This window comes from Parathalassolituus penaei (assembly GCF_026626885.1).
GTDB classification, from domain to species: domain Bacteria; phylum Pseudomonadota; class Gammaproteobacteria; order Pseudomonadales; family Oceanobacteraceae; genus Oceanobacter; species Oceanobacter penaei.
In genome coordinates this window covers 51,390-71,692 of record NZ_JAPNOA010000007.1, presented here as the reverse complement: position 1 = coordinate 71,692, position 20,303 = coordinate 51,390, and the positions used below count along the sequence as shown (strand labels likewise).

Below are 20,303 nucleotides of genomic sequence, written 5' to 3'. Positions count from 1 at the left end.
GCCTTACTCCGACGCTCAGTGCGACGCCGCGGTAGCACCCATTTCGTTGACCTGCCGGAACTCGCTGAAACGCTCTACTCCGAACGGTTTGATCAGATCCGGAACCTTACCGGTAGCCACCAGCTCGGCCATGGTCTTGCCGCAAATCGGCGTCGACTTGAAGCCCCAGGTGCCCCAACCGGCGTCGAGGTAATAATTCTCGACCGGGCTCAGGCCCATAATCGGCGAGTAGTCCGAGGTCATATCAGTCAGGCCCGCCCACTGGCGCATCAGCTTCAGGTTGGCCACAAACGGGAACAGCTCCACCGCATGCGCCAGCAGCTCTTCTTTCAGCTCCATGGTGGAACGGGTGTTGTAGAGCGGATACGGGTCAGAGCCGCCACCAAACACCAGCTCACCACGACCGGTCTGCTGCACGTAGCAGTGGAACGCGGGTGAACTCACCAGCGGGTCGAGGAAGGGTTTTACCGGCTGGGTCACCATCGCCTGCAGCGGATAGGTCACAATCGGCAGACGGAACCCGGCCTTGGCGGCCAGCAGCGAGCTGTGCCCGGCCACCGCCTGCACCGCAATGCCACATTCGATCACGTGCTCGGCGCTGCCCTGACGTACTTTCACGCCCCAGACTTTTTCATCACGAACCAGCACATCGGTGACTTCGGTCAGCTGATGCAACTCAACACCACGCTGGGTTGCGCCCTTGGCGTAACCCCAGGCCACGGCATCGTGACGGGCGGTCGCGCCGTCCATGTGCCACAGACCAGCCAGCACCGGCTGTTGGCCCGGATACATATTCAGGGTTGGCACCAGTTCGCGAATCTGTTGCGGATCAATCAGCTCGGTTTTGCCACCAAAGTGTTTGTTCACCTCGGCGCGCTGCCGGAAGGCACGAATCGCCGAATCGGTGTGAGCCAGGGTTAGCTGGCCACGACGCGAGTACATGATGTTGAAATCGAACTCATTGGAGAGATCACGAAACAGCTTTACCGATTCCGAATAAAACCGGACCCCTTCCGAGGTCAGGTAGTTGGAACGAATCACCGCGGTGTTACGGGCGGTGTTGCCACCACCCAGATACCCTTTTTCCAGAATCGCCACGTTGGTAATGCCGTGGTATTTGGCAAGGTAATACGCAGTGGCTACACCGTGGCCGCCGCCGCCGATAATCACCACGTCGTAACGCTTTTTCAGCGCGGTCGGTGGTGGCAGGTCGGCGTGTTTTTCGAACGGATATTCACTGCCCAAACCGTATTTCAAGAGTGCAAATGGCATACGTTTACTCCCTAGACCATCACAGCGTACTGGCGACCACTGCGCGACTGGGTTTCCAGTCGGCGGGCGGCGGTCAGGGTGTTTTTCATCAGGCAGGCGATGGTCATTGGGCCAACACCACCCGGCACCGGCGTAATCGCCTGGGTCAGTGGTTCAACCGCGGCGTAGTGAACATCCCCCACCAGCTTGTACTGGCCGGCTCGCTCAACCGTGTTGATACCCACGTCGATTACCACCGCACCGGGTTTTACCCAGTCCGGGCCGATCATTTCAGGCTTGCCCACGGCGGCCACCAGAATGTCGGCCTGTTTGGTCAGCAACTGCGGATTGTTGGTGCGCGAGTGCACAATGCTGACCGTGCAGTTAGCCTGCAGCAGCAGTGCCGCCATCGGTTTGCCGACGATATTGGAGCGTCCGACCACCACCGCGTGTTTACCGGACAGATCACCCAGCACCTTGCGCAGCATGATCATGCAGCCCTGTGGGGTGCAGGGAATCAGGGATTCCTTGCCGATATTCAGGGCACCCACGTTAACCGGATGGAAGCCATCAACGTCCTTGGCCGGATCAATCGCGGTCAGAATCCGTTCTTCGTCCAGATGCGCAGGCAATGGCAGCTGCACCAGAATGCCGTGCACTTCCGGGTCGGCGTTCAGGTCGGCCACCAGCCGATCCAGGTATTCCTGGGTGGTATCGGCGGGCAGGCGATGTTTGAACGAGTTGATGCCACATTCGGTCGCACGGGCGATCTTGTTGCGCACATACACCTGGCTGGCGGGATCATCACCAACCAGCACCACCGCCAGACCGGGCTTGATACCAAACTCCTGATAAAACGCTGCTGCATCGGTGGCGACATCGTCGAGCACCTGGGCCGACATCAGCTTGCCGTCAATTCGAATTGCCATGTCCTGCCCCTATTTGAAAACCACGGTTTTGTTGCCATCCACAAACACCCGGTGCTCCATGTGCAGGCGTACGGCCCGCGCCAGTGCCACGGTTTCGGTGTCACGACCGGCAGCGGTGAGCTGTTCCGGGTACATGGTGTGATCAACGGTTTGTACGGCCTGCTCAATGATCGGGCCTTCGTCGAGATCACCGGTGACATAGTGGGCGGTGGCACCAATCAGCTTCACGCCGCGTTCGTGGGCCTGGTAATACGGGCGTGCGCCCTTGAAACCCGGCAGGAAGGAGTGGTGAATATTGATGGCGCGGCCAGCGAGGTCCTTGCAGAGTTCATCCGACAGGATCTGCATGTAACGGGCGAGTACCACCAGTTCGGTGCCGGTTTCGCGGACGATTTCCAGCAGGGCTTTTTCCTGCTGACGTTTGTTGTCCTTGTTCACCGGCAGGTGCACAAAGCGGAAACCTTCACGTTCAGCCATTGGTCGCAGGTCCTGATGGTTGGAAACCACAGCGGTGATTTCCATGTTCAGATCCCCCTTGTTCTTGCGGTACAGCAGGTCGGCAAAACAGTGGTCAGCCTTGGACACCATGATGATGGTTTTCATCGGAGCGCAGGCGTTAACCAGCGACCATTCCATCTTGAACGCCGTTGCCACTTCAGCGAATCCGGCGCGCACTTCGTCTCCGAGGTCTTCACCTTCGAAGTGGAACACGGTGCGCATAAAAAACTTGCCGCTGTCCTGATCGTCAAACTGCGACTGCTCGCTGATGTAACAACCCTTGTCAGACAGGAAGGTCGCTACCGCTGCCACAATGCCGCGGCCGGCCGGACAGGTGGTTTTGAGAATATATTCGGTCTTCATATTGTCGTGAGGCATGGTGCTATATCTCTCGATTAAGGGGGGTTTCTGCGCGCCGATATCCAAAACCAGGCCGAGGGAAACCCGCAGCGAATGCCCGCTGCTTATTAAAATTCTGGTGATAAAACCCTGCTGATAAAACCTGTGGTCAGACGCTGAGCCAGATATCCGGCCAGACGTCTGACCCTCGCATTAGAACCCCTGCCCTGGAATCCAGCTGGTGCCCGCCAGTGGTACACGCGCCATGGCGGCGGCTTCCACGGTCAGGGCGACCAGATCTTCCGGCTCGAGGTTGCGCAGATCGTTCTTGCCACAAGCACGCGCCAGCGTCTGGGCTTCCATGGTCAGCACGCGCAGGTAGTTGGCCAGACGGCGTCCACCTTCGACCGGGTCCAGACGTTTCATCAGTTCCGGGTCCTGAGTGGTCACACCGGCCGGATCTTTGCCTTCGTGGTAGTCGTCGTAATAACCGGCGGCAGAACCCAGCTTGCGGAATTCGGCATCCCACTTCGGATGGTTACAGCCCAACGCGATCAGTGCGGCAGTACCAATTGCCACGGCATCAGCACCCAGTGCCATACACTTGGCAACGTCGGCACCGTTGCGGATACCACCGGACACAATCAGTTGCACTTTGCGGTGCATGCCCATTTCCTGCAGCGCCTGTACGGCTTGCGGAATGGCGGCCATGGTCGGGATACCCACGTGTTCAATAAACACTTCCTGGGTTGCCGCAGTACCACCTTGCATACCGTCCACCACAATCACATCGGCACCGGCTTTTACCGCCAGCTTGACGTCGTAGTAGGTACGGGTTGCGCCCACCTTGATGTAGATCGGCACTTGCCAGTCGGTGATTTCACGCAGCTCCTGGATCTTGATGGCGAGGTCATCCGGGCCGGTCCAGTCCGGGTGACGGCAGGCGGAACGCTGGTCCACACCCACTGGCAGAGTACGCATCTTGGCCACACGTTCGGTGATCTTCTGACCCAGCAGCATGCCGCCGCCGCCCGGCTTGGCACCCTGCCCCAGCACGACTTCAATGGCATCGGCCTTGCGCAAGTCGTCCGGGTTCATGCCATAACGGGATGGCAGGTACTGGTACACCAGCTTGCTGGACTGGCCACGCTCTTCCGGGGTCATGCCGCCGTCACCGGTGGTGGTCGAGGTGCCCACCGCCGAGGCACCACGGCCCAGTGCTTCCTTGGCGTTGGCCGACAGCGCACCAAAGCTCATACCGGCGATGGTGACCGGGGTTTCGATCACAATCGGTTTTTTGGCAAAACGGGTACCCAGGGTCACACGGGTGTTGCACTTCTCGCGGTAACCTTCCAGCGGGTAACGTGACATCGACGCGCCCAGGAACAGCAGATCGTCGAAATGCGGCAGTTTGCGCTTGGCACCAAAACCGCGGATATCGTAAATGCCGGTTTCGGCGGCACGACGGATTTCCATCTGGGTGTTGATATCAAATGTCGCGGACTCACGCAGACCAGTCGTTGGTTTTTGCTCTTTATCACTCATGTTGGTATCTCCAGTTCTGCGTAATTAGTAGGCGCTGACGTTATCAACTTTGAAGTTGTACAGATTGCGAGCCGAGCCATAACGCTTGAAGGCGCTGGCGTCTTCGTTAATACCGGCACGATTGAGAAGATCGGTCAGGTATTCGATGTGCTCCGGACGCATTTCCTTCTGGATACAGTCGGCACCCAGCGAGGCCACGGTGCCTTTCACAAAGATGCGGGTTTCGTAGAGGGAGTCGCCCAGTGCATCACCGGCATCGCCACACACCACCAGCGCACCGGCCTGAGCCATAAAACAGCTCATATGGCCAACACTGCCGCCCACCACAATTTCGGCACCTTTCAGAGAGATACCGCAGCGGGCACCGGCGTCACCTTCAATCACCAGCAGACCGCCGTGAGCGGTGGCACCGGCCGACTGGGAAGCCTGACCTTTTACGCGCACCGAACCGGACATCATGTTCTCGGCCACACCTTGGCCAGCGTTGCCATGCACCACTACATGGGCTTTTTTGTTCATGCCCGCGCAGTAGTAACCGGCGTGGCCAACAATATCGATGCTTAATGCGGCATCCAGACCACAGGCCAGGTTGTGGTCACCTTTGGCGCCGGTGATGCGCCATTCGCGCTCGGTGCATTCAGCGGCCTGATCGTGCAGCGCCTGATTGATGTCGCGCAGCGTAGTAGTTGCCAGATCCAGGGTTTTCATAGTTGTTCCTCTCTTCTCAGCTGCGTTCCCAAACGTAAACTCGGGCGGCTTCCGGTTCCCAGACGCGCGCGTTTTCAATGCCAGGCAAGGTGGTCAGGGCCTGATATTCCGACGCCATGGCGACGTAATCATCGGTTTCGGCCAGCACTGCAGGCTTGCAGGCAATCGGATCACGAACCACGGCAAAACCGTCGCGGGTGCCGATGGTAAAGGTGAAAAAACCATCCAGAGCGGTCAGGGCGTTTTCCAGCGCTTCGGTCAGGGAGTCACCTTCCTGCAGACGGTGCATCAGGTAACCGGCGGCCACTTCAGAGTCGTTTTCAGTCTCGAAGTGAATGCCCTGACGCTTCAGCTCCAGGCGCAGACGGTTGTGGTTGGACAGTGATCCGTTGTGAACCAGACACAGGTCTTCACCGGTGGAGAACGGGTGGGAACCGGCCATGGTCACAGCGGATTCGGTGGCCATACGGGTGTGGCCAATAATATGAGTGCCTTTCATACCCTTGAGGTTAAAGGTGCCCGCGATCTGTTCTGGCAGGCCCACTTCCTTGAGGATTTCGATGGAGTGACCGGCGCTCAGCACCATCACATCGGCGGCTTTTTCGGCCATAAACGCGGTAGCGGTTTCAGCATTGCAGTGCATCTTGAACACCGCCACGGTGGCGTTCTGGAACCAGCTCACTTCGGCATTCAGTTCTGCACGGGCCGCTTCGGCCAGAGCTTCCCAGTCGTATTCAGGGTTTTCATGACGCAAGGTCAGCTTGCAACCATCGGCCACTTCGTCGCCGTAAATGGCAAAACCGGCGCTGTCCGGGCCACGGTCGGTCATGGCAATCAGCATGGGTTCAAACAAGGCACCCAGCTGGCTCTCCAGAGCCGGATTCTTGAGGTAGAGACCAACAATTCCACACATGGAAATATCCTCGTTAATACGTATTCAGTTTCTGTTTAACGGCCCCGATATGCGGATTTCGGGCAAAGCGAGGCCGTGCTGTTTTTGCGCAGGCAAAAGCAGCGGGTATATTTCAAAGGGTCAGTCAGAAGCGATGGCGGTTCGTGTTATATCCGCGTGTTATATCTGCACGATATATCAGCAACACACTTCAGACCTGTGGCGTTTTAATCAGAAGAATTCGATATAACGCTGTACTTCCCAATCGCTGACGTGGCGGCTGTACTCGATCCACTCGTTGCGTTTGATATTGATAAATTCACCCATGATTTCCTTGCCGATGGCATCCACCAGCACCTTGTCGGCTTCCAGTGCATCCACGGCTTCGCCGAGGTTTTGCGGCAGGATGCCAATGCCCTTTTCACGAATCTGGTCGAGGGTCATGGTGTAGAGGTTTTCGTTCAGTGGCAGACCCGGATCGAGTTCACGTTCGATACCATCCAGACCAGCCGCAATAATGGCGGCGTGCACCAGGTACGGGTTACAGCCAGAGTCCGGCAGACGGAATTCCAGACGACCATACGGCACCCGCACCATGGCGGAACGGTTGTTGTTGCCGTAACACACAAAGGCCGGAGCCCAGGTCGAACCGGAGGCAGTACCACCCACCACCAGACGCTTGTAGGAGTTGATGGTCGGCGCCGAAATGGCACACAGGGCGCGGGCGTGATGCAGCAGACCGGCGCAGAAGTGGTAGGCCATTTTCGACAGGCCCATACCGTTGCGGTCGGAGTCATCACCAAACAGGTTGCGGCCTTTCTGGTCGGCAATCGACAGATGGAAGTGCATACCACTGCCGGTACGGTCGGCAGCCGGTTTCGGCATAAAGGAGCAGATCATGCCCATGTCGTTGGCGATTTCACCGGCCGCCATACGCACAAAGGTCAGACGGTCGGCCGAGGTCAGGGCATCGCTGTAGGTGTAGTTGATTTCGAACTGGCCGTTGGCGTCTTCGTGGTCGATCTGGTAGACGTCCATGCCGACTTTCTGCAGGGAATCCACGAATTTTTCCAGGAAGGCACGGGAGCGCGACAGACCTTTATAGTCGTAGCAAGGTTTGATCAGGGTATCGGTGTCATCCACCATACCGATGCTGCCGTCTTCGTTACGCTTGAACAGCGAGAACTCAGGTTCCAGACCGGTGTTCAGGGTCCAGCCACGGGCATCCAGACGTTTGAGCTGATGTTTCAGGGCAACCCGGCTGTCATATGGATGTTGCTGACCATTCACATAACCATCACACACCACACGGGCGTAACCTGGCTGCCATGGCACCACAGAGATGCTGCTGAGATCACCACGGGCCATAAAATCCGGACCGTGCGGCTGAATACCCAGACCCCACACCGCAAAACCGGCGAAACCAGCACCCTTTTCAACCACATCCATCAAATGGCTGGCGGGAACGGATTTGGTTTTGGCGACACCATGAATGTCGACGAACTGGGCCAAAACATACTTGATGTCGTTATCAGCCAGGAAGCTTTCGATCTCTGCCGCTGACATGAACGTAGTTGCCATACATGCTCCTTGTTGGTTGACCATTTTACTGATCTCAAAATATTTCTCAAAGGGAAATTTACTTTCATTTCAGTAAATGCAACCCACATGCCAACACTTTCCTTTCAGGAATATTTTTTTCAGATTGATTGTAAGTCACTGATTACTCTACATTTGGGTTAAAAGATTTTCTTGATAAGAAAATCCACAACAAACAGGGCCGGGAAAAATGCCGTGCAAATTGCCCCAGAAGAGAGCAAACGCACAGGAGCAAGGCACCCGATCTGTGCATATCATTCAGGGAGCAACCTGCCGATGAACGACAAGACTGAACGGTTCAACCTCGATCAATACATCGCCATGAAAGTGAAGCGGGCCCGCCAGGAAGAAGGCCTGAAACTGACCGACGTCGCCCGCATATCCGGCATCAGCCAGGGCATGATCAGCAAGATTGAAAACGCGCAGGTATCCACCAGCCTCGAAACCCTGTCGAAGCTGTGCAGCGCCATCGGCCTGCCGATCTCGAAACTCTTTAATGATTACGACCGCCCGGACGGCGGTGCCCACTTCACCAAGTCTGGCGAGGGGCTGGAAGTGGTGCGTCGTGGCACCGACAAGGGACATACCTACCAGCTGTTGACCTATCAGCGTGGCGGCAAACGCAACTTCGAACCGTTTCTGGTCAGCATGGATGACGTATCGGAAGTGTTCCCGACCTTTTCACATCCGGGTGAAGAGTTCATCTATATTCTCAAGGGCAAGATCATCTACCGTCACGGCAACCATTTATATGAAATGGGCCCCGGCGACAGCCTCACCTTTGATGCCGAAACCCCACACGGCCCGGAACAGCTGCTTGAAGTGCCGCTGCAGCTGTTGTCGATTATCAACTATGGCGATGAATACGACGATTAATCCGTCTTTTATAGAACCGCTGTGCGGGCATTCATTCACTCAAACGCTGATATATCCGCTGGAAAATCAGGCACGAAGGAATTTTTTCCGATATCACAACAGTCTCGACAAAAAACACCACAACCCTGGCGTAATTCGTGACCGTTGTTATGATTGTTTTCGTCCTCACCGGGGTCAGACCACCATTGTGCTGATAAGTCTGTCGCTCGTTGTAACAGCACCGGGACGAGTGAAGTGACATATAGCCCTTGTCGACTGTTTGAACTCAGCCGCAAAAAACAAAGGCCCCTCTGAATCACTCGGTGGCCAGCTCTGACCTATGAGGATGGTAATAAATCACGAAGCCGGTTTGATGGCATAGCAGGAGGCTACGTCCAAAACCGGCGACACCGAGGCATCATTATCCCGAAAACCCCAAAGGGGGCGAGCGCCCCTTGAGTCGTGTCGCCCAGCCTCCCCGAGGCATCGATTACCTGCGACGTATTCATGCACAGCAAAGGTGACTCAATTTCATACGACACGCTCAGAAAATGGCGGCCGGTCTCGGGATAACGCAACCAAGGCAAACAAAACCCAGGTACACGTTTTAACTCCACCTGTCGTGACTGAGGTAAAAAGCCTTTCTGATTGGGATTGGGATTGGGACAAGCAGAAATTTTCTGGTCACAAGACTCAAAGCCAAGTGGCAGTCTATGACTGAAAAGTGCAGATTATTGGTGCTCACGAGTGAAAACAGGAACGACAAAAACGCCTAAAAAATACACACCACTGAAATTTTGTACAGTGCTGTATATTTTTAATCGCGCCGATCGCATATTTTCAAGTATTATTAACACTGAACAGTGTTAATGACTACTCTCGCCAGAACCCGCTTGGATAATGGTGCCCGGAACCGGAATCGAACCGGTACGACCGTTAGGTCGGGAGATTTTAAGTCTCCTGTGTCTACCGATTCCACCACCCGGGCTTACTGGGAGGCACTACACGATCTCGTCGAATTCAGTGACAAAACCGTTGGAATCATGGAGGCGCGAGCCGGAATCGAACCGGCATCGGCGGATTTGCAATCCGCAGCATAACCATTTTGCTATCGCGCCAGAATTTCACTGTTTCCAGTGGAATATTGGAGCGGGAAACGAGATTCGAACTCGCGACCCCGACCTTGGCAAGGTCGTGCTCTACCAACTGAGCTATTCCCGCAGAAGATGGGACGCATTATATAGCGCCCCGATCTGGTGTCAACACTTTTTTCTTAAATTTTATGCACTTAAACCAAACTTTTATTAAGCCCCTTGAGATCAGCGTTTTTCCTGCAGAGCAGGCCAGGCCGCTTTCAGATACACCACCATCGACCACAGCGTCAGAATCGCGGCGCCATAAAGGGCAATAATTCCAGACCAATCCAGCATCGGATGTTCCTGGGCAGCCAGCAGCAGAATGATAGAAACCATCTGCAAGGCAGTTTTTACTTTACCAATCCAGGACACCGCAACACTGGCACGTTTGCCAAGTTCAGCCATCCATTCACGCAGAGCTGAAATCACAATCTCCCGACCTACAATAATCATGGCCGGAATCGTCATCCATGGTGTTGCGTAAGCTTCCACCAGCACCATCAGCGCCGCTGCCACAATCAATTTGTCTGCAACCGGGTCGAGAAACGCTCCCAGTGCTGTTGATTGATTCAGGCGCCGCGCCAGATAACCATCAAACCAGTCGGTAACCGCGGCCAATGCAAACAGACAAGCCGCCCAGGTTTTGCCACCCACCCCAAACCAGTAGTAACTCACCACCATCAGGGGAATCATCACAATTCGGCCAACCGTTAACATGTTGGGCACATTCATACACTACACACTCCGATCCTCGCCGTGCAGCTGCGCAAATATCTGGTCGGCGAGCTTCTGGCTCACACCGGGAACCTTGGCAAATTCTTCCCGAGGTGCTCCACGCATATTCTTCAGACTCCCAAAGTGCAACAACAGAGCACGTCGCCGCTTTGGACCAATACCCTTGAGATTCTCCAGATCCGATTGTCCGCGACTGCGGCTTCGCTCCTTGCGATGTCCGGAAATGGCAAACCGGTGCGCCTCATCACGAACCAGCTGTAACAGCCGGAAGCCATCGTCATGGGCGTCGGGGATTATAGGTTGTCGCGCCCCCGCTGCCCACAGGAACTCCCAACCGGTTTTACGGGTTTCACCCTTGGAGATACCCCAAAGATGAACAGTTGTTATAGAAAGCCGTTCCAGCACCTGCTGAATCCGACCAACCTGCCCCTGACCACCATCAATCAATAACAAGTCTGGCAGATCACTGGCTTCCTGCATGCGGATCAGATGACGTTCAACCGCCTGTTCCAATGCCGCATAGTCATCACCCGCCGCCACGTCACGAATGCGAAAACGTCGGTAACGCTGACTGGCAATGCCTTGCTCGCTGTATACCACACAGGATGCATAGGTGGCTTCACCACCAGCATGGCTGATATCAAAACACTCTATCCTGCGCGGTGCCTTATCAAGCCCCAACAATTGCGACACCCGTTCCAGCTTGCGCAAAGATTCCTGATGCCCGGAGATTCTGGTCTGGGCACCGACGCGTGCATTTTCTTCGGCCATGGCTCGCCATTGACGAGGTTCACCACGAACGCCACGGGAATGCAGGATTGACCGATCAAACTGCTGACGCAGTGCATCCAGAACAATGGTCATTTCATCGCTGTCGATGTCGGCAATAATTTCTGCTGGCAACCCTTCAGCCGCATGGCCCGCCAGATAGAACTGACTGATATACCCCAGCAACAACAAAGGGTCTTCCTCGCCCGCAAGGTTGTCCGGGTAATAGTTCTTGCTGTTCAGCAAGCGGCCATCCCGGAACACCAGGCGATGGATACAGGTAACACCCTGAAATTCCACCAGCGCCCAGATATCCATGTTGCGATCCGTACCGTACACACGCTGCTTCTCCTGCACCAGTCGCAACGTTTCGATGCGGTCGCGCAGCTCACCCGCGCGCTCGAATTCCAACCGGGACGAGGCATCCAGCATCTCATCCTGAAGCACAGTAATCAGCTGCTGACTCTGGCCATTCAAAAACATTTCCGTGTGCTGGATATCACGCTGATAAGCCTCGCGACTGACCAACCCCACGCAAGGTGCGGAGCAACGGCGGATTTCATACTGCAAACAAGGTCGACTGCGATGCTGGAAGTAACTGTCCTCGCAAGATCTGAGCAGAAACAGTCGTTGCAGCTGATTCAGCGCCTCACGCACGGCACCCGAATTCGGATACGGGCCAAAAAACTTACCACCCGTACCGCCACGACGACCACGTCGATAGGCCAACAGCGGGAATTCATGATCCGACAAGTGCAGCCAAGGGTAGGACTTGTCGTCCTTCAACAAAATATTGAACGGCGGCCGATGTTCCTTGATCAGGGTTTGCTCCAGCAGCAAGGCTTCCACTTCACTGCCGGTAATGGTCACTTCAATATGATGAATGGCACTCACCAGCGCCACTGTTTTGGCGTTCAGGCCACGGGCACGAAAATAGCTCGAAACCCGATTTTTCAGGTTACGAGCCTTGCCTACATAAAGAAGATGATTATCAGCATCGAACATGCGGTAGACCCCGGCCCGCTGGCTCAGGGTCTTCAGAAAAGACGGGATATCAAAGTCGGTCATTAACCACCGTTGCGACGGTCAACCAGTCCATGCAAGTAAGCAAGATGGGTCAATTCAACATCGGAGTTGATACCCAACTTTTCAAACACGCGATAACGATGAGTGTTCACCGTCTTGGAGCTCAGGAACAGCTTGTCAGCAATATCCGGAACCTTCTGACAGTTAACAATCATCAACGACACCTGAAGCTCACGTTCAGACAGGCGATCAAAAGGATTTTCTTCCTTGGCATCCCACGACTGCAGTGCCATACGCTGGGCAATCTCAGGACTAATGTAGCGCTGGCCGCTGTGAACCTTACGAATCGCCGTTACCATTTCTTCGGCATCCGCACCTTTGGTGAGATAACCGGAAGCGCCTGCATCAAACAGACGACGGGCAAACGGGTTCTCGTCACACGCAGTTACCGCAATCACACGGGAACCCAGGTCACTGGAAATAATTTTGCGGGTCGCTTCCAGACCACCGATGCCGGGCATTTGCACGTCCATCAGAACCACATCCGGCTCATGCAACCGCACCTGGGTGATGGCGTCTTCACCACTGCTCGCCTCGCCAATTACCTCAACTCCATTTGCGTCAGCCAGGATACGTGAGATCCCCGACCGCACAAGGTCGTGATCGTCAACTACTAACACAGAAATCAAAGCAATCTCCCGAAATAAAAGAACCAGACATCCAGCTCAGACTGACTGTTTGTCCTGTACAACCATCCACTAGCAGGACAAAAGACTTCAAGCCAACAGCATACGCTTTTTCTGCCAGGCATACTTGAGCGGATTGAGCACTCTGGCAACATCAACCACACCTTCGTCATGGTTGTGATGCATCGTGAATCCCAAACGTTTGTTCAGATTCAGCATGCCCTGATTATGTGGCAACACCGAACCAAAAATCTGCAGAACCCCACGCTGAGTAAGGTAATTTATCATACTCTCCATCAAATACTTACCCAGCCCCTCCCCCCGACACTCGTCGGCGACGATAACCGAATACTCAGCAGAAACATCATCCGGATCGATCCAGACCCGCACAACACCATAAAGAGTACCGTCTATCACCCCAACAAAGGCCATTTCACGGTCGTAGTCGATTTGGGCAAAACGGGCCAACTCGCTATGATCGAACTCGCGACGGGCTCCGAAGAAGCGTAACCGGAGAGATTCTGCACTCATGCCACGGTAGAAGCGTTCCAACAGCGGCTCATCTTCACCGCGGATAGGACGAATCTGATACAGTTTGCCACTGCGCCCCTGATACTGGCTTTCCAGCTCTTTCGGGTACGGCATGATCGCACTCTTGACCGGATGACCGACCTCACCCGCAATACCAATGGCAATGTAATGCCCCACCTTCTGGCGGATGGCGTTCACTTCCAGACCGGCCAACCATGGGTGGTTCAGCGCAATATGCGACAAGGCCACCAGCCAGCGCTCCAGCGTTACCAGTTCACGCTCGATGTTTTCGGAACGCTCCTGCAACACCTGATAGAAGTGACTACGTTTGATGAGTTTTTCGGCCAGATTGGCATTCAGCGGTGGTAACGCCACCTGACGGTCTACCAGCGTATCGGCGGTCGTGCCACCACCACCAAAGAACAGATACGGACCAATCTCGACGTCACGGCCGATACCAAACGAGAACTGCAGGTTATCCAGCGCACGGTGCATGGTCTGCACCGTGTAACCCAGCACCGGACTGTCCGGGAAGGTATTGGCGATGGCTTTTTCCAGACCTTCCGCCGCCGGCAGAAGCTCTTCGAGAGAACGAATATCACGCACAACCGAACGCAGACGTTCACGTGGATTGCTGCCATAAGCAAATGGATACAGGTAATCACGGTGATGAACCCGCAGCACCCAGGGTTTGGGCACTTCCGGTGCCGCTTCCAGCAATTCCGCCAGCGAGCTGCGATAACGGTTATCAGCAAACGCAAAACCGTAGGCACGCAGCAGTTTCCAGGCGTAGTTCGGCAGCAGGTAATCACCCGGCTCGTGATGCTCCAGAATCTCGCGATCGACATCCATGTAACCCGAGGAAATCGGAATTTCGATACTTTCCGGGGTTTCACCCAACAGGTCCTGGGTCATCTGGTGACGAACCATGAACATGTAGGACTTGATGGCGTTATCCGGCGTTTCGAAGGTCGGAATACCCTGCTCGTCGAAGTACTCACGAGAAGACTCCACCGAGTACTCACCAATCCAGCTGGTTAACACACTCTTGTTGTAACTCTTCGCCACCTTGGTCAGTGCCTGGGCATTAGCCAGTGCGTCGGTACCAAGACCCGGAATAAAAATCACCAGCAGCGCATCCACCTGACGGTCTGCCAGCAAGGTATTGGCGACCGCCGCCAGCTGCTGAGGCTGCAACTCAGGATTCAGCAACAACGGGTTGTCGGACTTCACATAGTCAGGCAGCAGGCCGCGCAGGTGGGTACGGGTTTCATCGGAGAGTTCAGCCAGCACACCACCGTCCATCAGCAGACGATCAAGCGCCATAATGGCTGGGCCACGACCGTTGGCGACTACGGCCAGACGCGGACCAAATGACTCACGCTGACGACGCAGGGCGTCGACGCAGTCGAACATCTCGTCGGTGGCGGATACACGCAGAACACCTGCACGCGCCAGGGTTTCATCAATCAGGGCATCACGCGAACTCAGTCCACGGGGTGTGGCGATACGATTCAGCGGATTCTCCTGAAAACGGTTACTTTTCACCGCCAGCACCAGCTTGTGACGTGAAGCGGCGCGCAGAGAACGAATCAGGGTTTTGCCGGAGCCAATTTCATCCAGTTGGATCAGCAGGGTTTTGACATGCGGCTCCTGGACAATAAAGTCGATCAGGTCGGACAGCGTCACGTCCTGATTGCGTCCAAGGGTCAGAACATGGGAAAAACCGACGTTACGGCTGTACGCCCAGTCGAGCACACCGGATGCCAACGTACCGGATTGGCCCAGATAGGCGATATTGCCAGGGCGAACCGGGACGTGAAGCAAACTTGCATTAAGCTTGCGCCAGGGCACTACCAATCCGAGGCAATCGGGGCCCAGAATACGGATACGGGTTTGCTCGATGATGTGAGTCAGACGGTCAGAGGATGGCCGATACTGCCAGGATCGGGTTCGGGCCATCCCGCCGGTCAACAACAACGCAGCGCCCACACCCTTGCCGTGCAGCTGCTTGAGAATCTTGGGTACGGTTTCGGCAGGCGTACAGATCACCGCCAGATCCGGCGTTTCGGTCAGCTGACTGATACGACTGATCGCCGGCACGCCGTACACCTGATCGTACCCTCGGGTGTTGATCGGAATAATGGTCCCGGGAAATTCACTATTCAGCAGGTTACGGACAATCGCGCCCCCCAGGCTACCCTGACGTTCGGATGCACCGATAACCGCGATGCTTTTGGGTCGAAAGAACAGCTCCAGCGAGCGAGTACCCATTAAAAGTGATCCTTTAGTTGAGTTGGCCAGAGTTTAACGTCTGGTTACACTGAGAAAAACTACAGAAATATGTCTTTATGAGCACAGGTTATTACGCATTTCATCAGCATTTCGGACACGACACAGGCGAAGATCACCCTGAGCACGCTACGCGTATCCTGGCCATAGAGCAGATCCTGAAAAAAACCGGCGTCTGGGACCACCTGACGGTTCACGAAGGACGGTCTGCACATTTGCCGGACATTCTACGCGCTCACAGCAAGGCATATGTTGATCAGTTGCATCTGATTCAACCGGAACATGGATCCATCATGATTGATGAAGACACCACCATGACCGCAGGCACCCTTGAAGCCGCCTTGTATTCCGTTGGCACCAGCACCCAGGCACTCGACGACGTACTAAACGAAGTCCATCGCAATGCCTTTGTCGCCATCCGTCCGCCGGGTCACCATGCTGAGCACAACAAAACCATGGGGTTCTGCTTCTTTAACAACGTAGCCATTGCCGCGTTGCGGGCCGCCGACATCCACCATATGCAGCGGATTGCTGTACTCGACTTCGATGCCCATCAGGGCAACGGCACCATCGACATTCTCAAGAACGATCCACGATTCCTGCTGCTGTCGAGCTTTCAGCATCCGTTTTACCCGTACAGCCATTACGAGCAGAACAAGTACAGCAACCTGATCAACGTACCGCTGGAAGCTGGCACCACCGGCGAAGTGTTCCGCGAAAAAATCACCAGTGTCTGGGAGCCTGCCCTGCGCCGTTTTGCACCGGAACTGATCATCGTGTCAGCCGGTTTTGATGGCCACAAGGACGATCCAATGGCCGAGTTGGCGCTCGATGAAAACGACTTCGCCTGGATCAGCAGCTGGATCAACACCTACAGCAAACGCCGCAACACCCCGTGGCTTGCCATTCTTGAAGGCGGTTACGACCTCAACGCGCTGGCCAAATCCGCCACCTGGTTTATCAACGGCATGTTGCCCGCAGCCAAGAGCGAATCCGAAGCCCCCGCCAGCAACGGCTGATCATCATGCAGGCCGCTCAGGCCTGCGGATCAAATCCCTGCACACCGCCCGGCACACCGACATATCCCACACACGCCGGGCAGACACAGGACACACGTCGCTGTTCTTCCGGAATTTTGGCCAGCAACTCTGGCGGGAATTCAGCATCCCGACACCAGCATTCCACATCAAAACTGTTCTTTAATGCCGCCGCACACTGATTGTGCTGGCCACATAACGGGCAACTCGTATTGTTTAAAGGCTGCATAAGTTTTGACCTCATGAGTATCGGGGCGCGGAGTATACTCACCCAGAATGACTGAACAAGCGTTGTTACACATCAGAAGTCAGCCACGACAGGAAATTGCCGCACACCCAATGAGCCAGCAAAGTCGCCCAACCCGCAGAACCTGCGCTGCATCAATGGCGCTGCAATCTTCATCGGCCAGACTCGTGTTTTTTACGGTGAAAACGAATTCTATGGCCAGCGAACGTCCTGCTCCACGCATCGCCATGCAGCAACTGATTACCGAAGTCCGAGATACCCTGCCATTCCACTTGCCACCATCAGAACTCTGTCAGCATAGCTGCAGCGGCTGCCCGAAAAAGCTGATGGAGTTTATGGAAACCGAACTGAGCGAACAGGAAATGTTACTCGACGCCGGTGACGAACCCACATTGGGCGACATCAACCGCCTCGCCCGTACCAGTCGTAAGGTTTATAACGTCATGCAGAAAAACGGATTGGTACAAAACGCCATGGAAATCACCAGCAGCTCACACCCAAACCAGCAGAAAACTTCGGCATGAAACGCTTCAAAGCCCGAACCAGCATCAGTCACCCATTACAAATCGCTGAAGTCGCCACCAATGCGGGGCTGATCGGCATTACCTTCTGCCCCGGCAAACACAACCATTTTGCCGTGAACGGTGCCTGGGAGCGCGATCTGCATCTGGATCTGGATGTTATTCAGCACTGGGGCGCACAACTGGTTCTGACGCTGGTGGAACATCAGGAAATGAAAGAACTGGGGGTATCCCAACTGGGATTGGAAGTCGAACAACGTGACATCGACTGGGTACATCTGCCGATTGCCAATCACTCCACTCCGTCTGAGCGTTTTGAAGCTGATTGGCTGGAAGAGGGTTATCGCCTGCGCCAGCGTCTGCGTAATGGCGAACGGGTGCTGATTCATTGTAAAGGCGGCCGAGGCCGCGCCGGTATGATTGCTGCCCGCCTGCTGGTGGAGCTGGGGGCCAATCCGGATTGTGCAATCGAACAGGTGCGCAGCGCCCGTACCGGCGCGATTGAAACGCCATCACAACTGGCGTTGGTGCATCGTACCCGACCGATGATCGATACCATCAGCGCCTGATTTGGCTGAGTCGTTTGCCCTCTCCGGGGACTGTATCCCGAAGACGAGCAGAGTCGCCGCCAGGCCCAGTCGGACGTCGGACGTAACAGCATCGCGAATAAATTCGCTCCCACAACCACCAGCACCGACTTCTCCCAGCGCAGCTGGCTACCAAATGCCCATCTGGGCGAGCCGGGATTCACCGCAACGGCCGACCCGGCCGGGGCATGGATGCCCCGCAAGGCCCGTTGGCACAGGGATGTGCCATCGGGCCGGGGTCGAAAAGCCGTTGTCGGGGAATTTCGGAGATACGAGCCCAGCCGGGCTAAGCAGGGGGAGGCCTACCCGGCCGGGGGACAAGGTCCCCCAGGAGGGCTAGCGGCCTGGCCAATTAACAAGCCGATCAGATAACACCATCAGTTACGACGCTGAAACTCCGGATAGGCCTCCATACCACACTCGTGCACATCCATACCCTCCATTTCTTCCTCTTCGCTGACACGCAACCCCATCGCTACCTTGATTACCAGCAGCGTCAGCCAGGTAGTCACAAACATCCAGGCGAACACACATACAGTACCAATCAGCTGCCCCATAAAGGTCGCTTCGTCGTTGCTCAGCAGCACCGCAAAAATCCCCCAGATACCCGCCGCGCCGTGCACGGATACCGCACCAACCGGATCATCCAGACGCAGTTTGTCGAGCCCCAGCACAGAACACACCACCACAATGCCACCCACAGCGCCAATCAGGGTAGCCATACCAGCACCCGGCAGCAGCGGTTCGGCTGTAATGGCCACCAGTCCCGCCAGCGCACCGTTAATGGTCATGGTGAGGTCGGTTTTACCAAACAGGAAACGGGCAAACAGCGCCGCCGCGACCATACCACCGGCGGCAGCGGCGTTGGTGTTCACAAAAATCTTGGCCACCGCGTTGGCTTCGGCGACGTTGGCAATTTTCAGTTCAGAACCACCGTTAAAACCGAACCAGCCCATCCACAGGATAAACATCCCCAGCGTCGCCATCGGCAAGTTAGCCCCCGGAATTGGCAACACCTCGCCTTTGGGGCCGTATTTCCCTTTGCGAGCACCCACCAGAATCACCGCCGCCAGCGCCGCTGCCGCCCCGGCCATATGCACCACCACCGAACCGGCAAAGTCCTTGAAACCCATCTGATCAAGGAAACCGCCGCCCCATTTCCAGTAGCCCTCCACCGGATAAATCACCGACACCATCACCACCGAAAACAGCAGAAACGGCCACAAGCGCATACGCTCCGCCACCGCTCCCGACACAATCGACATGGTCGCCGCCGCAAACACGGCCTGGAAAATAAAGTCGGCCATGGATGAGTAATACGGCGCATCATCCCCACCCGCCAACACCGCAGCGGCATCGTGGTCATCACCCAACAAGAAAGACAGCCCCGGAATCCAGCTGTTCACCGGGTCAGACGGATACATGATGTTGTAACCCACCAGCAGATACACCACACAGGCGATGCCATACAACAGCGCATTCTTGTTCAGAATTTCAACGGTGTTTTTGGCCCGCACCAGACCGGATTCGAGCATGGCGAAACCCGCGCCCATCCACATCACCAGCACCGTACACATCAGAAAATAAAAGGTATCGAGCGCATACGACAACTCGAGCGGCAAGGTATCCATAGGGATATCAACTCCTGTTCAATTTAATTTAGAGAATTAATATTTACCTTTAGGAATATGAAAAGAACGTGCCAGTTTTAGCGAAACCAGCACAAATACAGACGCCATAAGGGCTGACGAACAATCCTTATCTCTTACTGATAATATTTTGAATTTTTTATGCACCACAGGAATACATATTTACCCAGCCCGCACCAAAAACTGGCTATTTATTCAGCGCAGTGACGGCGGCCGCGTCGGGCGTCGGGCGTCGGGCGTCGGGCACGATTTTTGTGGGCATAAATGCCCACACTACAACCGAGCAACTATTAACTCGGCCTCACCCAGAGCAGCTGGCTGCCGTTAACTGCCCATCTGGGCGAGCCGGGATTCACCGCAACGGCCGACCCGGCCGGGGCATGGATGCCCCGCAAGGCCCGTTGGCACAGGGATGTGCCATCGGGCCGGGGTCGAAAAGCCGTTGTCGGTGAATACCGGAAAAACGAGCCCA

Annotated in this window: 17 protein-coding genes and 3 tRNA genes; 4 read left to right on the top strand and 16 right to left on the bottom strand. The window is 55.5% G+C overall.

From position 1 onward, the window contains the following. Positions 1–15: 15 nt before the first annotated feature. The 7 genes from OUO13_RS02000 to glnT all read right to left on the bottom strand — a co-directional run bounded on the left by OUO13_RS02000 (position 16) and on the right by glnT (position 7,743). A complete protein-coding gene (locus OUO13_RS02000; protein ID WP_283172171.1) occupies positions 16–1,272 on the bottom strand; it encodes an FAD-dependent oxidoreductase in 1,257 nt (418 codons plus the stop codon). An 11-nt stretch (positions 1,273–1,283) separates the two neighbouring features. After that, positions 1,284–2,180, bottom strand: a complete 897-nt coding sequence (gene folD / locus OUO13_RS01995; RefSeq protein WP_283172170.1) for a bifunctional methylenetetrahydrofolate dehydrogenase/methenyltetrahydrofolate cyclohydrolase FolD — start codon at positions 2,178–2,180, stop codon at positions 1,284–1,286. A gap of 9 nt (positions 2,181–2,189) precedes the next feature. Beyond that, positions 2,190–3,056 carry a formyltetrahydrofolate deformylase gene (purU, locus tag OUO13_RS01990; RefSeq protein WP_283172169.1) on the bottom strand — a complete coding sequence of 289 codons (867 nt, stop codon included), beginning with the start codon at positions 3,054–3,056 and terminating at the stop codon, positions 2,190–2,192. Between the two features lie 174 nt (positions 3,057–3,230). Next, positions 3,231–4,562, bottom strand: a complete 1,332-nt coding sequence (locus OUO13_RS01985) for an FMN-binding glutamate synthase family protein (protein ID WP_283172168.1) — start codon at positions 4,560–4,562, stop codon at positions 3,231–3,233. A 24-nt stretch (positions 4,563–4,586) separates the two neighbouring features. Continuing rightward, entirely contained in the window at positions 4,587–5,270 is a 684-nt protein-coding gene (locus OUO13_RS01980) for a GltB/FmdC/FwdC-like GXGXG domain-containing protein (protein WP_283172167.1), read from the bottom strand. A 16-nt stretch (positions 5,271–5,286) separates the two neighbouring features. Further along, complete coding sequence (locus OUO13_RS01975; RefSeq protein ID WP_283172166.1) at positions 5,287–6,183, bottom strand: class II glutamine amidotransferase; 897 nt, start codon at positions 6,181–6,183, stop codon at positions 5,287–5,289. Between the two features lie 210 nt (positions 6,184–6,393). After that, the gene (gene glnT / locus OUO13_RS01970) at positions 6,394–7,743 is read right to left on the bottom strand and encodes a type III glutamate--ammonia ligase (RefSeq protein ID WP_283172165.1); all 1,350 of its coding nucleotides are present in this window, start codon (positions 7,741–7,743) and stop codon (positions 6,394–6,396) included. 294 nt (positions 7,744–8,037) lie between these two features. Between glnT and OUO13_RS01965 the strand changes: the two genes are divergently transcribed. Then, positions 8,038–8,637: a helix-turn-helix domain-containing protein gene (locus tag OUO13_RS01965; protein WP_283172164.1), complete on the top strand. Its 600-nt coding sequence runs from the start codon at positions 8,038–8,040 to the stop codon at positions 8,635–8,637. 880 nt (positions 8,638–9,517) lie between these two features. On the opposite strand, the gene OUO13_RS01960 is transcribed toward OUO13_RS01965, so the two are convergent. The 7 genes from OUO13_RS01960 to OUO13_RS01930 all read right to left on the bottom strand — a co-directional run bounded on the left by OUO13_RS01960 (position 9,518) and on the right by OUO13_RS01930 (position 15,772). Further along, a tRNA-Leu gene (locus tag OUO13_RS01960) sits at positions 9,518–9,604 on the bottom strand. Positions 9,605–9,660: 56 nt separating this feature from the next. Further along, a tRNA-Cys gene (locus OUO13_RS01955) sits at positions 9,661–9,734 on the bottom strand. Between the two features lie 27 nt (positions 9,735–9,761). Continuing rightward, positions 9,762–9,837: transfer RNA gene (locus tag OUO13_RS01950), tRNA-Gly, on the bottom strand. Between the two features lie 98 nt (positions 9,838–9,935). Beyond that, positions 9,936–10,484 (bottom strand): CDP-diacylglycerol--glycerol-3-phosphate 3-phosphatidyltransferase, encoded by a 549-nt coding sequence (gene pgsA / locus OUO13_RS01945; RefSeq protein ID WP_283172163.1) that lies wholly within the window; start codon positions 10,482–10,484, stop codon positions 9,936–9,938. Positions 10,485–10,487: 3 nt separating this feature from the next. Beyond that, positions 10,488–12,323, bottom strand: a complete 1,836-nt coding sequence (uvrC, locus tag OUO13_RS01940) for an excinuclease ABC subunit UvrC (protein WP_283172162.1) — start codon at positions 12,321–12,323, stop codon at positions 10,488–10,490. Continuing rightward, positions 12,323–12,970, bottom strand: coding sequence for a UvrY/SirA/GacA family response regulator transcription factor (gene uvrY, locus OUO13_RS01935; protein WP_283172161.1), 648 nt, complete (start codon positions 12,968–12,970; stop codon positions 12,323–12,325). Before uvrY ends, uvrC begins: the two co-directional genes overlap by 1 nt. A gap of 87 nt (positions 12,971–13,057) precedes the next feature. Beyond that, the gene (locus OUO13_RS01930) at positions 13,058–15,772 is read right to left on the bottom strand and encodes a bifunctional acetate--CoA ligase family protein/GNAT family N-acetyltransferase (RefSeq protein WP_283172160.1); all 2,715 of its coding nucleotides are present in this window, start codon (positions 15,770–15,772) and stop codon (positions 13,058–13,060) included. A 77-nt stretch (positions 15,773–15,849) separates the two neighbouring features. Between OUO13_RS01930 and OUO13_RS01925 the strand changes: the two genes are divergently transcribed. Then, on the top strand, positions 15,850–16,809 hold the full coding sequence (locus OUO13_RS01925) for a histone deacetylase family protein (RefSeq protein ID WP_283172159.1): 960 nt from the start codon (positions 15,850–15,852) through the stop codon (positions 16,807–16,809). A 16-nt stretch (positions 16,810–16,825) separates the two neighbouring features. On the opposite strand, the gene OUO13_RS01920 is transcribed toward OUO13_RS01925, so the two are convergent. Further along, entirely contained in the window at positions 16,826–17,056 is a 231-nt protein-coding gene (locus tag OUO13_RS01920; protein WP_283172158.1) for a cysteine-rich CWC family protein, read from the bottom strand. A gap of 212 nt (positions 17,057–17,268) precedes the next feature. Between OUO13_RS01920 and OUO13_RS01915 the strand changes: the two genes are divergently transcribed. Beyond that, positions 17,269–17,598: a hypothetical protein gene (locus OUO13_RS01915; protein WP_283172157.1), complete on the top strand. Its 330-nt coding sequence runs from the start codon at positions 17,269–17,271 to the stop codon at positions 17,596–17,598. Then, positions 17,595–18,164, top strand: a complete 570-nt coding sequence (locus tag OUO13_RS01910; RefSeq protein ID WP_283172156.1) for a cyclin-dependent kinase inhibitor 3 family protein — start codon at positions 17,595–17,597, stop codon at positions 18,162–18,164. The genes OUO13_RS01915 and OUO13_RS01910 overlap by 4 nt, the downstream gene beginning before the upstream one ends. A gap of 395 nt (positions 18,165–18,559) precedes the next feature. Here OUO13_RS01910 and OUO13_RS01905 read toward each other — a convergent pair whose 3' ends face one another. After that, positions 18,560–19,813, bottom strand: coding sequence for an ammonium transporter (locus OUO13_RS01905; RefSeq protein WP_283172155.1), 1,254 nt, complete (start codon positions 19,811–19,813; stop codon positions 18,560–18,562). Positions 19,814–20,303: the final 490 nt, after the last annotated feature.

Excerpts from the sequence above, each read along its gene's own strand:
- OUO13_RS01915 (WP_283172157.1), top strand. The coding sequence starts at position 17,269 with ATGGCCAGCGAACGTCCTGCTCCACGCATCGCCATGCAGCAACTGATT.
- OUO13_RS01985 (WP_283172168.1), bottom strand. The coding sequence starts at position 4,562 with ATGAGTGATAAAGAGCAAAAACCAACGACTGGTCTGCGTGAGTCCGCG.
- folD (WP_283172170.1), bottom strand. The coding sequence starts at position 2,180 with ATGGCAATTCGAATTGACGGCAAGCTGATGTCGGCCCAGGTGCTCGAC.
- purU (WP_283172169.1), bottom strand. The coding sequence starts at position 3,056 with ATGCCTCACGACAATATGAAGACCGAATATATTCTCAAAACCACCTGT.
- OUO13_RS01905 (WP_283172155.1), bottom strand. The coding sequence starts at position 19,813 with ATGGATACCTTGCCGCTCGAGTTGTCGTATGCGCTCGATACCTTTTAT.
- uvrC (WP_283172162.1), bottom strand. The coding sequence starts at position 12,323 with ATGACCGACTTTGATATCCCGTCTTTTCTGAAGACCCTGAGCCAGCGG.
- OUO13_RS01920 (WP_283172158.1), bottom strand. The coding sequence starts at position 17,056 with ATGCAGCCTTTAAACAATACGAGTTGCCCGTTATGTGGCCAGCACAAT.
- glnT (WP_283172165.1), bottom strand. The coding sequence starts at position 7,743 with ATGGCAACTACGTTCATGTCAGCGGCAGAGATCGAAAGCTTCCTGGCT.
- OUO13_RS01910 (WP_283172156.1), top strand. The coding sequence starts at position 17,595 with ATGAAACGCTTCAAAGCCCGAACCAGCATCAGTCACCCATTACAAATC.
- OUO13_RS01930 (WP_283172160.1), bottom strand. The coding sequence starts at position 15,772 with ATGGGTACTCGCTCGCTGGAGCTGTTCTTTCGACCCAAAAGCATCGCG.
- OUO13_RS01965 (WP_283172164.1), top strand. The coding sequence starts at position 8,038 with ATGAACGACAAGACTGAACGGTTCAACCTCGATCAATACATCGCCATG.
- OUO13_RS01925 (WP_283172159.1), top strand. The coding sequence starts at position 15,850 with ATGAGCACAGGTTATTACGCATTTCATCAGCATTTCGGACACGACACA.
- pgsA (WP_283172163.1), bottom strand. The coding sequence starts at position 10,484 with ATGAATGTGCCCAACATGTTAACGGTTGGCCGAATTGTGATGATTCCC.
- OUO13_RS02000 (WP_283172171.1), bottom strand. The coding sequence starts at position 1,272 with ATGCCATTTGCACTCTTGAAATACGGTTTGGGCAGTGAATATCCGTTC.
- OUO13_RS01980 (WP_283172167.1), bottom strand. The coding sequence starts at position 5,270 with ATGAAAACCCTGGATCTGGCAACTACTACGCTGCGCGACATCAATCAG.
- OUO13_RS01975 (WP_283172166.1), bottom strand. The coding sequence starts at position 6,183 with ATGTGTGGAATTGTTGGTCTCTACCTCAAGAATCCGGCTCTGGAGAGC.